Here is a 12711-nt window from a genome sequence, read left to right on the forward strand (position 1 = left end):
TGTACCCGCTCTGAGCCCGCTTAGGGAGCCGCCCGGGGCAAATCGTGACCGAAAACGCTTCCGGTCCCCGCAGTGCTGGAGGCCTCAGCGATGATCTAGTGCATGACCGAACCGGTTGCGGCCCGCGTGGCCGTCTACCTCGATTTCGACAACATCGTGATCTCCCGATATGACCAGGTGCACGGCCGTAACTCGTTCCAGCGGGACAAAGCCAAGGGGCTCGAGCAGTACGGCGAGCGGCTGGGGCGGGCCACCGTGGACGTCGGCGCCATCCTCGACTTCGCGTCGTCGTTCGGAACCCTGGTGCTCACCCGCGCCTACGCGGACTGGTCGGCCGATATCAACACGGGATACCGCGGGCAGCTGGTGGCCCGCGCGGTCGACCTGGTGCAGTTGTTTCCCGCGGCGGCCTACGGCAAAAACGGCGCCGACATCCGGCTGGCCGTCGACGCGGTCGAGGACATGTTCCGGCTGCCCGACCTCACCCACGTGGTGATCGTGGCCGGTGATTCCGATTACATCCCGCTGGCCCAGCGTTGCAAGAGACTCGGCCGCTACGTGGTGGGCATCGGGGTCGCGGGCGCGTCGAGCCGGGCGCTGGCGGCGGCCTGCGACGAGTTCGTCATCTACGACTCGCTGCCTGGCGTGCCTGCCCTCGAACCGGCACCCGCAGCCGTGGACGCCGAGGCCAAGCCGGCGAAACGACGCTCCGGGCGCGCCAAGGAGGCCCCGCCCGAGGAGCCCGAGCCGCCCGACCCCCAGGCCGCGGCCACGGCGCTGCTGACGCGCGCGCTGCAGATCGGCCTGGAAAAGGACGACGTCGACTGGCTGCACAACTCCGCGGTGAAGGCCCAGATGAAACGGATGGATCCGTCGTTCAGCGAACGGGCCTTGGGGTTCCGGTCGTTCAGCGATTTCCTGCGATCGCGGTCCGATGTCGTCGAGTTGGACGAGACGTCGACGACGCGCATGGTGCGGTTGCGTGCGCAAGAGTGAAATCGCCGCCGGGCCCCCCTGGCTGACCCGCAACGTTCGGGTGCTCTCCGGGGTTTCGTTCCTGCAGGACGCCGCCAGCGAGCTGTTGTATCCGCTGTTGCCGATCTACCTGACGGCCGTCCTGGGCGCGCCGCCGTCGGTGGTCGGGGCGGTCGAGGGCGCGGCCGAGGGCGCGGCCTCGCTGACCAAGCTCGCCGCGGGCCCGCTCGGTGACAGGTTCGCCCGGCGCCCGTTGATCGCCACCGGCTACGGCATGGCCGCGCTCGGCAAGGTCATCATCGCGGCGGCCGGGGCGTGGCCGGGCGTGCTGGCGGGTCGCGTCGTCGACCGGCTCGGCAAGGGCATTCGCGGCGCCCCACGGGACGCGCTGCTGGTCGATGACGTCGACGACGCCCTGCGCGGGAGGGTTTTCGGCTTCCACCGCGCGATGGACACCTTCGGGGCCGTCGTCGGTCCGCTGCTCGGGCTGGTGGGGTACGAGCTGTTGGATCACCGGATCGCGCCGTTGCTGTATGTCGCCATCGTGCCCGCCGTCCTGTCCGTGGCGCTGGTGTTCGGCGTGCGTGAGCGCGGACGCCGCGGCCCGCGGGAGCGGCGACAGTCGATGTGGGCGGGTGTGCGCTCGTTGCCGCGACCGTACTGGCGGGTGACCGCAGTCCTGGTGGCCTTCAGCGCGGTCAACTTCCCCGACGCCCTGTTGTTGCTGCGGCTCAACGAGATTGGCTTCTCGGTGGTCGCGGTGATCCTGGCCTACGTCGGCTACAACGCGGTGTATGCGCTGGCCAGCTACCCGGCCGGGGCGCTCGCCGACCGCATCGGCAGGCCGGCGCTGTTCGGCGTCGGGCTGGCCTTCTTCGCGATCGGCTACATCGGATTGGGGCTGACCACCGACGCCGTGACGGCCTGGCTGCTGATCGGCGCCTATGGGATGTTCACCGGGTGCACCGACGGCGTCGGGAAGGCGTGGATTTCGGGGCTGGTCGATCCAGGGCACCAGGCCAGCGCGCAGGGCGTGTTCCAGGGCGGCGTCGGCCTGGCGGTCCTGGTGGCCGGGCTGTGGGCCGGCGCGCTGTGGGGTTCGAACGGCCGACTGCCACTGCTCATTTCGGGCGTCACCGGCGGTGTATTCGCGGTCCTGCTGATCGGCGGCCGGCTGGTCGGTGCGCTAAGAGGCGAATAGGCCACACACACATTGGCCCCAACGTATGGCCCATGGCGGCGCCGGGCACGCGATATCGCGAGGTCAGGCGAGCCCGAGCGGTCCGAAGAGCCCGGCCATCGAGTTGGGCCGATAGCCGTTCGGCGGGCGTGGTGTGACGAAGACGGCCTGACCCGAGTCGCGGTTGGTCCCGGACCGCTTTACGCTCACTGGTTACACGAACTTAACGGGGGTTTTTGATGCGTGCGTTTAGGGGGCAAACTGTGCCCAAATGTGGGCTTGCCCTCGCCGCGCTGGTCGCCTGCCTGACCCTCGTGTCGTGTTCGGAAACCGCGTCCCCACCCGCGGCGACGCCCACCACCTCGACTTCTTCGTCGAAAACCGCCCCCAGCGCGGTCGCCGCACCGGCGCCGATCACCGGTCCGCTGGAGAAGGATTGGAAAAGCTACGGCGGAACGGCGTACTTCGGTTGCCCGGAGAAATTCTCCGACAGCAAATCCGCACTCGACGACATCCGCCCCAAAATATTCGATCCAAAGACCGGGCAATACGTCGCGCCGCCCCTCCCGGTCGTCCCCGCCGGCGAGAACCTGACCGGCGCCATCTGCGCGCTCACGGGCACGGCGGAGGACATGCGAGTGGTCTACATCGTCACGACCGTCAAACCCGCCCAGGCCCAACAACCCGCGGTCACCAAGGCGACCGCGTACGCCTATGACTTCAAGGCGGGCCAACCGCTGGCGACGAAGGAGCTGCAGCCGCCGACACCGGACCTCAAACTGACCGCGTCGAAGGACTGGTCGCTGTCCTCCACCGCGTCGGGCGTGGCCTGGATCAACGCCTTCACCGACGGGCACGCCCCCAATTCGCCGCCGCGGACCGTCATCCTGTCCGGCACCGACCTGTCGATGCCGTGGAACGATCCGCAGTCGGGGCGCGCCTGGCAGGACGTCCTGGCGTTCCAACGCAACACCGACCCCGCCAAAACCTCGGGCGCCGAGCTGCGCCGGCCCAGCGGCGAAGCCATCTATCAGGACAACGACATCCGCAGCGTGGACGCCGAATTGTCAGATGGCCCGGACAAATTGGTGAAGATCACGCATTGGGATTCCTACAACCCGCCGGTGCTCTCGACGATGTTCTACGACCTGAACGCGAAGGCCGTCATCAAGGTCGGCGACTCCGACCGCATTCCCGGCGGCGGGCTGTCCGCGACGTTGTCAGACGGGAAACTGTTTGTCGACGGCCATGATTCGGATAGTTCGCCGTTCGGCTTCGGGGTATGGAACCTGCGCAGCCAGCAGTGGGATTTGCTGAAGACGCGCGACGACGCGAAGAAGATGTCGATCGCCAAGTTGGCGTTCTTCGAAGACCACCTCTACATCACCAACGTCGGCAACACGTTCGCCGTCCTCGCCCTGCCCGCCACCGAACCGATCGCGACCACCTGGTCGGTCCGCCCCTTCGCGCGGATCGCGGGCTGGACGCTGATATGCCGCGGTGAGAATGCCGTCGCCCTGAACGGCGATTGCAAGGACATCGTGATGGTGCAAGACCAGGACGGCCACTTCCCCGGCCCCTGGTCCTGAACACCGTCAGCCGGTCGTCGATACCAAATGGCGGTGCAGAAATTCGGCCTGCACAGAGCTGATCTCGTCGAACAGCCTTCCCGTGTAGACGTCGAAGTGCCCGACCGGATAGCGGTGCAGTTCAACGTCATTCATCAGCGAGGCGATCCGCACCGCGAACCTGGGCGACGCCTGCAGGTCGTGGTCCCCCACGCACACCAGGACCGGCATGTGCAGCTTCTCCGCGGTGCCTTCGCGGTAGCGCGGCAATGCGAACAACATGCGAGGAGCCAGCGAATTGCGCCAGCCGACGGCTTCACCGCCCAGCGCCTCGAACGCGGATTTCGCCTCGGGCTCAGTGAATACCGCGGCCCCGCCGGAACCACCCACCACCGGAACCAGATACGGCGGCTGACCCAACTTCGCGCCAACCACATCGCGCACCGCGGCGACAGCGAATTGCAGCGTCCGCCACGCCACATCCCAACTGAGACGCTCGCGTAGTCCGCGGCCGCGGTGCCAGCCGTCGATGAGCGGTACCTGCGACACGACCGCGGCGATATCGGGATCCGTGGCGGCGACCGCCAGCACGTGGCCGCCGCTGAGCGACGTCCCCCACAACGCGATCCGATGTGGGTCGACGTCGTCACGACCGCGCACGTAGCGCACCGCCGCCCGGTAGTCGTCTTGTTGTTCGGCGACGTCGATCACTTGCCGCGGTTCGCCACCGCTCGCGCCGAAATGCCGATAGTCGAATGCCAACACCGCCAGGCCCGCCGTCGTGAATTTCTCCGCATACGCGGGCAGGCCAAGGCGCTTGGTGGCGCTGCCGCCGTGTCCCATCACCACGCAGGCAAGCCCCTTGCCCGCGTTCGGGGGCCGGTAGAGATCGGCCGCGCACCGCACCCCGCCGGACTCGAAAAACACTTGCTGAAGGACTGACACGCCGGTTCCGCTCTGAGTCGGTGAAGCTTGGCCTCAATCTGCCCCGCGGCGCGCCGCGTCACCAGAACCAAGAGGGCCAGTCTTCGGCGACTTGGCCCCTACCTGAACGGGCAAGCGGATGCCGATTACACCGTTCAGGCCGGGCGCGCATGTTCGCGCAGTACGGCCAGCCTGTCCCGATATTCGGTTTCGTTGATCTCGCCGCGGGCAAACCGCGCGGCGAGCATATCCTCGGGGGAGGTGGTCGGGGACGTGTATGGCGGGATCTGTCGATCCTGGCGATCTCCGTTGATGTAGTTGATCAGGGCAACGATGCCCGCGATGATCAGCGCCCAGAACAACAGCATGCCGATCCCCATTCCAGCCCACCCCCACCAACCCATGTTGTGGCCGTACCACACCATCATCGCGATCGCCTCCCATCGGACAGCTTGAGAAGTATTCACTCGGCTCGTTCGCGGCGTGGCTCCGGCGGCGCCGGGACGAGTGTCAAGCCCTTCGTCCCCTGATCCTGCTGCCTCGCTTGCCCGTCGGCTAGAGACCTATTTCCCCAAGAGAAGTGACGCAAGTCCCTACCCCCTGGGGGTATATTGAGCTGATGCTGGACCGATCGCACGAACCTCGCGGTGGAAGGGGTGAGCGGGATGGCGGTATCCGGTCAGATTGCAAGCGGCCATTGGGCCGCGTTCCTCATTGGCGTGGCGCTACTGCTCACGTTGCTCGCGACCACGGCCGCGGGATTGATGCGCGTTCACCGAGCACGCCGGAGCGCGACGACATCACCGCCCACCGAGCGGGCGCCCGACCCGTTGCCGTCCACCATGGGCGCGAGCCTTTGGCGCTGTCAGGCGCTCATCGCCGAGGCCGTCGTCGCGCGACAGCGGCTGTCCGGGCAGATCGACGCCGAGACCTACCGGATCCGCATGAATGAGCTGGCTCGGCAGTTCAACTCGGAGCGCCGCCCGCAACGCAACGCCTAATTCGTCCCTGCTGTCGAGGAGTGCACATTGTCCGGTGCTGATGTTGGCATCCTGGTGGGTGCGGTCCTGGCGATCGCCGGACTGGCGTGGTATTTCTTCGCGCCGCGCCGCGCGCATGCCGCCGCCGTTGACGACGGGGTGCAGCGGATCGAGGTCACTGTCCGTGGGGGCTACAGTCCCAATGTTGTTCAGGTGCGCCAGGGCATTCCGGTCGAGATCGAATTCGACCGGCAAGAAACCGGTGATTGCAGCTCGCGGGTGGTCTTCCCCGACCTGCGACTCTCCGCGGCGCTACCGGCGCATCAGCGCACCACCGTCCGATTCACCCCGCAGCGGGCGGGGTCGTTCGGCTTCACCTGCAGCATGAACATGATCTCTGGCACGCTGGTAGTCACTCCCAACGGCACGGAGACTGAATCGCCCGAGGCCGAAAGTCCCAGCGAGCCTTCCGGTTACGGCGCATCAGGCGCCACGGATGAGCCCGCCGCCGCGGAGCTGCAAGCCGCGCAAACCGAAGAACGACGCGCCGAGATCGCCGACCTGACTCGCCGGGTCGCGATCGGCGCCGTACTGACCATCCCGGTGCTGTATGCGGTGATGGCGCAGCCCCTGGGCGCCCGGTGGGTGCCCATGCTGTTGCTCAACCACTGGGTCCAGCTGGCATTGATCACGCCGGTGATGTTTTACGTCGGATGGCCGATCCATCGCACCGGTTGGCTGGCGCTGGCGCATCGCAGCGCCGACATGAACAGCCTCATCACCCTGGGCACGCTGGCGGCCTACGGCTACAGCCTGCTCGTCACCCTCGCCTCCGGTGTCCTGCCGGCCGAGGTGCGCGACGTGTATTTCGAAGCCGTCGGAGTGATCCTGACCCTGATCATGCTGGGCCGGCTGCTGGAAGCCCGCGCCAAGGCAGGCACCGGCGAAGCCATCCGCGCCCTCCTGGGCCTGCAAGCCCGAACCGCCCGTGTGCTGCGCGACGGCGCCGAAACCGAGATTCCCATAGCCCAGGTCATCGTCGGCGACGAGATCCTCATCCGGCCCGGCGAGAAAATCCCGGTCGACGCCACCGTGCTGTCCGGGCAGTCCGCCGTGGACGAGTCGATGGTGACCGGCGAGTCGATGCCGGCCACCAAGCGCACCGGCGACACCGTCATCGGCGCGACGATCAACACCACCGGGTCGTTGCGTGTGCGTGCAGCCAAGGTCGGCGCGGATACCATGCTGGCCCAGATCATCCGGATGGTGCAGCAGGCGCAGGCGTCGCGGGCCCCGATCCAGCGGCTGGCCGACGCGATCTCGGCGTATTTCGTCCCGGTCGTGATCGCCACTGCCATCGCCACTTTCGCGATCTGGTTCGTCGCCGGCCCGGCACCCACGCTGACGCAGGCGTTGGTATCGGCGGTGGCGGTGCTGATCATCGCCTGCCCCTGCGCGCTGGGCCTGGCGACGCCGCTGTCGATCATGGTCGGCACCGGCAAGGGGGCCAGGGCGGGAATTCTGATCCGCTCGGCCGAGGCTCTCGAGACCGCGCACAAGCTCGACACCATCGTGCTGGACAAGACCGGGACCATCACCGCGGGCAAACCGGCCCTCACCGATGTCCGTGTGACGGGCGCGGTCGCCCCGAACGAGCTGCTCATGCTGGTTGCCGCCGCCGAATCCCAGAGCGAACACCCGATCGCCGGCGCCGTGGTAGCCGGCGCCCGCGAACGGGGCCTCGACCTTCCGCCGGTCTCGGCATTCGCCTCGATCACCGGCAAAGGGGTCCGGGCCACCGTCGCGGGACTGAGCGTGCTCGTCGGCACCGCAACTTTGCTGGCCGAAAATGGCATCGCGACAACCGAACTCGAGCACATCAGCGCAGAACTGGCGGCCGAGGGGAAAACCCCGATCCTCGCCGCCGTCGACATGCACCCGGCCGGGGTCATCGCCGTGGCCGACACCGTCAAGGACGGCTCCGTCTCGGCGATCGCCGCCCTGCGCAAGCTTGGCCTGCAGGTCGTCATGATCACCGGGGACAACGCCCGGACCGCCGCCGCTATCGCCCGCCAAGTTGGGGTCGAGCGGGTGCTGGCCGAGGTCCTGCCCGAGCATAAGGCCGGGGAGATCCGCCGCCTGCAAGCCGAGGGACGCCGGGTCGGCATGGTCGGTGACGGCATCAACGACGCGCCAGCCCTGGCCCAGGCCGATGTCGGACTGGCCATCGGCACCGGTACCGACGTGGCGATCGAAGCCGCGGACATCACACTGATTTCGGGCTCACTGGCGGGCGTGGTGACGGCGATTCGACTATCGCGTGCCACCATGCGCAACATTCGACAGAACCTGTTCTTTGCCCTGATCTACAACGCCGTCGGCATCCCGCTCGCCGCGGGCGTCTTGTATCCGGTACTGGGACTGAGGCTCTCACCCATGATCGCCGCCGCTGCGATGGCCCTGTCGTCGCTATCGGTCGTCGGCAACGCCAACCGCCTGCGCCGCTACCGCCCCGACCCGCTACCGCGGGCGGAAGCACCCGCGACCGAGCCTCGAGTTGAAACCGTTGCGAACCTTACGACCTCACAGCGACCGAGCCACGTTCGGGTGAAGTGACGATCGGCCCGATGCCCATCGCGGTGGGCGCAGCATTCAATTCACCGGACGCAACGAATGAGCCCGGAAGTTCATGAGCCGGGCCCTGACATTCGAGCGCGTGGTGCGAGAGCTATCGACCCAACATTTCGCGATCCTGTGCACCGTCGACCAGAACGGACGGCCCGACTCGGCGGGGGTCAGTTACGGCGCCTGGGCACGCGAAGACGCGCTCATGTTGTACGTCATGACGAGGCGTCATCTCAGGAAGGCGCGCAACATCGCCGACAACCCCGAGGTCTCATTGGTGGTGCCGCTGCAACGGCGGGTGCTTCGATTCGTTCCGCCGGCGACGATCCAGCTGCACGGTCGCGCTGAAGTCCTCGACTGGAGCGACGTGCAGGGGACCAACGTCTTCCGCGGTTTCTGGATGGGCCGGCAGATTCTGGGTGCTTACGAGGAATCCCGGCGTGCAGGCGAAACGCGGGTGTGTTTTCTGAAGATCACCCTGGATCCGGTGGTCCGAAGCTACGGTGTCGGACACAGCGTCTGGAACCTCCGGCGGCATATGGCGGGCGGGGCGGACACCGTCCGACTGGGGGGCGACAGCGCTTGACGAATAGGGGCCACACCGCCCGGCGATCGAATGCCGGTCCGGCCGTCGGAGTGTGCCCCGTGAGCCGGTGTTCAGCAAATCGCCCCGCGTACCCCCACCGGGTAAACTGGTCGTTGACGATATCTTCGGCGGTCGACCAAACTCGTCCCGTCAGCAACGCCGAGTGAGCCTCGACGACCAAGCGCAGGGAGTTCAGATGGAAACCGGGTACGGATACGTAGCGAACAAGGACCGCTACGCTCAGCGACTGCGCCGAATCGAGGGCCAGATTCGGGGCATCGCGAAGATGATCGACGAAGACAAGTACTGCATCGACATCCTCACCCAAATCAGCGCGGCCAGTAGCGCTTTGCGATCGGTGGCGTTGAACCTGCTCGACGATCACCTCGAACACTGCGTTAGCCAAGCACTCACTCAAGGAGGGAGCGAGGCCGACGTGAAGCTCGCCGAGGCCTCCGCGGCGATCGCACGACTTGTTCGCTCCTGATCGCCTGCATCCGGCGGACGCCCGCACCCGGACCGATGGGCGACAGGCACTCCGAAACGCTTGACAGCTAGGTACCCTACCGGGGTATCGTTCTAGCCATGAACGATACCCACACCTGTAATTGCAAATCCACCGGATGCACCTGCAGCGCCACTGCTTGCACCCAAGCCGCCGGCTGCGCCTGCGGTCACCCCGGCTGCACCTGCAACGATTGATCACCTTCAGTCCAGGCCTCGACCCGCGTCGAGGCCTGGACTGTTTGCGTGAGCCACCGTGGCGTTCGAGGCAGCCGACGAACCGAGAGGCGGAATTGTGAGCGTTTCGCGGGGCCTAACCGAGCGCGGATGCACCGCACATTTGTGTGTCGAATCGATACAGTCACGCCGCCCGCCCGCCGCCATGCAGCGCGTACCATCGGCGCGATGTCTTCGATGTTGATGGGCGACGCTCAGCGATGGATTCTGAGCACACTCTTCGGAGCCGGCATCGCCACGTACGTGTATATCCTTGTCGCGCAACGCGGCCGCTGGACGAGCACCGTCAATCACCTACTACATCTCGCGATGTCGGTTGCCATGATCTTGATGGCATGGGGCGTCGCCATGAACCTGCCCACCAGTGGTTTTGTCATCTTCTTCCTGCTGGCAGGCGCTTGGTTTGCGGGTCTGGCAGGCCAGAGGTCGAGTCCCGGCGGTGATCGGCTGACCAACGGCTACTACGCCGTGATGATGGTGGCGATGGCGTGGATGTTCGTGGCGATGAACGGCGGACTGCCAATTCGGCTCGGTCACTCGTCCGATCATGCCGAGCCCCCCGCGGCCGCCATGGATATGCCCGCGGACGCCATGCCGGCCCACGAAATGCCTCCGGCGGAACCCCCGGCCGAGTGGATCGCCACCGTGAACGTGATCGCGGCTCTCGGCTTCGCGATCGTGACGCTGTATTGGGTATGCCGTTACGTGGCCAGGCGCAAACTCAACGCGGTGCCCCGCACCGGGCGGCTCGCGCACTTCGAACCCCTCTATCAGGCATGCGCAGCAGCCGGCACGGCCTTGATGTTCGGCACACTGCTGTAGCCGCACTGCCGATTTCCGAACGTTCGCCGTATCGGGTTGAACAGGCGGGTGGAGGGGACCACCTCTGGATTACCGCCCGCGCTTGCGCGATTTTCACGACGGGATCAAGCTGTCGTATCTCCGTTGTGTTCGGCCGCGGCCGAACGTCGAGCGGTGTGGCAGTGAGGAGGTTGTCGGCGATCCGCGACACCATGACGAAACCGCGGCGGCCGGCCGCGACACCGTACCGGGATCCGATCGTGGCTGGCCCGGCGCTGAGGCTGGCGGCGCGGGGATGACCCGCTTGATCTCGCGCCTCGTGACGGTCACGGCCGCACTGCTCACCGTCGCGTGGACGAACGCCGGCTGTTCGACGGGCGCCGAAACGATGCCCTCCGCCGGCGGGAAGTCCGAGGTCGGCACCACCCGCGATATCAATCCGCAAGATCCCGCCACGCTGCGCAGCGGCGGCGATCTGCGGCTGCCGCTGGCCGAGTTCCCGTCCAACTTCAACACGTTGAATATCGATGGCAGCGACCCCGATGCCGCGGCGGTGATGAACCCGACGATGCCACGAGCGTTCAGAGTCGGCCCGGACGGCTCGACGACCATCAACACCGACTACTTCAGCAGTATCGAACTCGCCGGTACCGCACCACAAGTCGTCAGGTACACCATTAATCCCAAAGCGGTGTGGTCCGACGGTAAACCGATCACCTGGCAGGATATCGCCAGCCAGGTTCATGCCCTCAGCGGCGCCGACCCCACCTTCGCGATCGCTGGACCCAACGGCGCGGACCGCGTCGCGTCGGTGACGCGGGGTGTCGACGACCGGCAGGCGATCATCACCTTCGCCAGGCCGTATGCCGAGTGGCGTGGCATGTTCTCCGGGAACAGCTTGCTAATGCCCGCCAGCATGACCGCGACGCCCGAGGCTTTCAATACGGGTCAACTCGAGCGGCCCGGCCCTTCGGCCGGCCCGTTCATCGTCTCCGTATTGGATCCGGCCAAGGAGCGGATCGTGTTGACCCGCAACCCGAAATGGTGGGGCAAGCCCGCGCTCCTCGACAGCATCTCTTATCTGGTGCTCGATCAAACCGCCAGAGCGCCGGCGCTGCAGAACAACACGATCGACGCGACCATCGTGGGGACACTCGACCAATTGACGATCGCGCGTCGCACCCCGGGCATTTCGATTCGGCGGGCCCCGGCGCCCAATTGGTATCACTTCACCTTCAACGGTGCCCCTGGGTCGGTCCTGGCCGACCCGGCGCTGCGCCTAGCCGTCGCCAAGGGCATCGATCGGCGAACCATCGCGAAGGTGATCGAGCACGGACTGACGGACGACCCGACCCCATTGAACAACCACATCTATGTCGCCGGGCAGGACGGCTACCAAGACCACGGCGCCATCGTTCCCTACGCTCCGGAAACCGCGAAACGAGAACTCGACACTCTGGGTTGGAAACTCCACGGGCCTGTCCGCGAAAAGGATGGTCACCAGCTCGTCATCGTCGATTTGTTCTATGACGAACCGAGCAGCCGGCAGGCCGCTTTGATCGCGCAACACGGCCTCGCCCAGATCGGCGTCAGACTCGACCTGCACCCCAAGGCCGGCAGCGACTTCTTCAGCAACTACGTCAACGTCGGGGCTTTCGATATCGCCGAGTTCGGCTGGGTGGGTGACGCCTTTCCGCTCGCACCGCTCACCACGATTTACGCCTCGGGCGGACAGAACAACTTCGGGAAGATCGGCACTCGCGACATCGATGCCAAGATCGAAGCGACTATCGAAGAGCTCGATCCGCGCAAGGCGCGCGCACTGGCCAACGAGGTCGACAAGCTCATCTGGGCCGAGGGATTCAGCCTGCCGCTGACCCAATCGGCAGGCGTTGTCGCGGTCCGCAGCACCGTCGCCAACTTCGGAGCACCTGGCATAGCGGACTTGGATTACACCACGATCGGGTTCATGCGCGGCTGATCCGAAGCTCCCCGTACGAGCCGCGGGCAATTGACACGAAGCGTTGTCAAATGGTGGCCACCATGGGCCGGATTGCCATAAGCAGAAAGGGTCTAAAGTCCCTACCCCTGGGGGGTATAGGCGGTGACGATGAAGCCACAGGACCAAGCAATAACGAATGGAGAGTCCGATGCCATCTCAAGCCAAGCCCAAGATCGCCCTGGCCGGTGGTGCAGTCATGGTCGCTCTCGCGGCCGGGATCGGCGGTGGCGTCTTGCTGACCGACGCATCCGCCCCCAAATCAATCGCGACGCCCACCTCCAGCGTGGCCCCCACGCCTGCACCTCCCACCGCGGCCGGAACTCCCGCAC

11 protein-coding genes are annotated in these 12711 nt (G+C 66.3%); 9 read left to right on the top strand and 2 right to left on the bottom strand.

The features are described 5' to 3' along the window. Positions 1 to 102: 102 nt before the first annotated feature. From BRW65_RS02015 to BRW65_RS02025, 3 genes are all read left to right on the top strand, one after another. Complete coding sequence (locus tag BRW65_RS02015) at positions 103 to 996, top strand: NYN domain-containing protein (protein WP_073870653.1); 894 nt, start codon at positions 103 to 105, stop codon at positions 994 to 996. After that, complete coding sequence (locus tag BRW65_RS02020) at positions 983 to 2176, top strand: MFS transporter (RefSeq protein ID WP_084187663.1); 1194 nt, start codon at positions 983 to 985, stop codon at positions 2174 to 2176. The genes BRW65_RS02015 and BRW65_RS02020 overlap by 14 nt, the downstream gene beginning before the upstream one ends. Before the next feature lie 218 nt (positions 2177 to 2394). Then, positions 2395 to 3744 (top strand): hypothetical protein, encoded by a 1350-nt coding sequence (locus BRW65_RS02025; protein WP_073870655.1) that lies wholly within the window; start codon positions 2395 to 2397, stop codon positions 3742 to 3744. 6 nt (positions 3745 to 3750) lie between these two features. On the opposite strand, the gene BRW65_RS02030 is transcribed toward BRW65_RS02025, so the two are convergent. After that, positions 3751 to 4668, bottom strand: a complete 918-nt coding sequence (locus tag BRW65_RS02030; RefSeq protein WP_073870656.1) for an alpha/beta hydrolase — start codon at positions 4666 to 4668, stop codon at positions 3751 to 3753. 134 nt (positions 4669 to 4802) lie between these two features. Then, the gene (locus tag BRW65_RS02035) at positions 4803 to 5075 is read right to left on the bottom strand and encodes an SHOCT domain-containing protein (RefSeq protein ID WP_073870657.1); all 273 of its coding nucleotides are present in this window, start codon (positions 5073 to 5075) and stop codon (positions 4803 to 4805) included. A gap of 237 nt (positions 5076 to 5312) precedes the next feature. Here BRW65_RS02035 and BRW65_RS02040 point away from each other — a divergent pair, with 237 nt between their 5' ends. The 6 genes from BRW65_RS02040 to BRW65_RS02065 all read left to right on the top strand — a co-directional run bounded on the left by BRW65_RS02040 (position 5313) and on the right by BRW65_RS02065 (position 12361). Next, positions 5313 to 5648: a hypothetical protein gene (locus BRW65_RS02040; protein ID WP_073870659.1), complete on the top strand. Its 336-nt coding sequence runs from the start codon at positions 5313 to 5315 to the stop codon at positions 5646 to 5648. A gap of 27 nt (positions 5649 to 5675) precedes the next feature. After that, the gene (locus BRW65_RS02045; protein ID WP_073870662.1) at positions 5676 to 8243 is read left to right on the top strand and encodes a heavy metal translocating P-type ATPase; all 2568 of its coding nucleotides are present in this window, start codon (positions 5676 to 5678) and stop codon (positions 8241 to 8243) included. Between the two features lie 73 nt (positions 8244 to 8316). Continuing rightward, positions 8317 to 8838 carry a pyridoxamine 5'-phosphate oxidase family protein gene (locus BRW65_RS02050; RefSeq protein WP_073870665.1) on the top strand — a complete coding sequence of 174 codons (522 nt, stop codon included), beginning with the start codon at positions 8317 to 8319 and terminating at the stop codon, positions 8836 to 8838. Between the two features lie 196 nt (positions 8839 to 9034). Continuing rightward, positions 9035 to 9325, top strand: a complete 291-nt coding sequence (locus BRW65_RS02055) for a metal-sensitive transcriptional regulator (protein WP_073870994.1) — start codon at positions 9035 to 9037, stop codon at positions 9323 to 9325. A 344-nt stretch (positions 9326 to 9669) separates the two neighbouring features. Continuing rightward, complete coding sequence (locus BRW65_RS02060) at positions 9670 to 10401, top strand: DUF5134 domain-containing protein (RefSeq protein ID WP_244167957.1); 732 nt, start codon at positions 9670 to 9672, stop codon at positions 10399 to 10401. A gap of 274 nt (positions 10402 to 10675) precedes the next feature. Continuing rightward, on the top strand, positions 10676 to 12361 hold the full coding sequence (locus BRW65_RS02065) for an ABC transporter family substrate-binding protein (protein ID WP_073870998.1): 1686 nt from the start codon (positions 10676 to 10678) through the stop codon (positions 12359 to 12361). Positions 12362 to 12711 lie beyond the last annotated feature (350 nt).

The sequence above is a fragment of the Mycobacterium paraffinicum genome (assembly GCF_001907675.1).
Lineage (GTDB): Bacteria > Actinomycetota > Actinomycetes > Mycobacteriales > Mycobacteriaceae > Mycobacterium > Mycobacterium paraffinicum_A.

What these genes read in the sequence shown, in the direction of transcription:
- BRW65_RS02015 (WP_073870653.1), top strand. Translation starts at nt 103, where the DNA reads ATGACCGAACCGGTTGCGGCCCGCGTGGCCGTCTACCTCGATTTCGAC.
- BRW65_RS02055 (WP_073870994.1), top strand. Translation starts at nt 9,035, where the DNA reads ATGGAAACCGGGTACGGATACGTAGCGAACAAGGACCGCTACGCTCAG.
- BRW65_RS02040 (WP_073870659.1), top strand. Translation starts at nt 5,313, where the DNA reads ATGGCGGTATCCGGTCAGATTGCAAGCGGCCATTGGGCCGCGTTCCTC.
- BRW65_RS02065 (WP_073870998.1), top strand. Translation starts at nt 10,676, where the DNA reads ATGACCCGCTTGATCTCGCGCCTCGTGACGGTCACGGCCGCACTGCTC.
- BRW65_RS02060 (WP_244167957.1), top strand. Translation starts at nt 9,670, where the DNA reads ATGCACCGCACATTTGTGTGTCGAATCGATACAGTCACGCCGCCCGCC.
- BRW65_RS02025 (WP_073870655.1), top strand. Translation starts at nt 2,395, where the DNA reads ATGCGTGCGTTTAGGGGGCAAACTGTGCCCAAATGTGGGCTTGCCCTC.
- BRW65_RS02050 (WP_073870665.1), top strand. Translation starts at nt 8,317, where the DNA reads ATGAGCCGGGCCCTGACATTCGAGCGCGTGGTGCGAGAGCTATCGACC.
- BRW65_RS02035 (WP_073870657.1), bottom strand. Translation starts at nt 5,075, where the DNA reads ATGATGGTGTGGTACGGCCACAACATGGGTTGGTGGGGGTGGGCTGGA.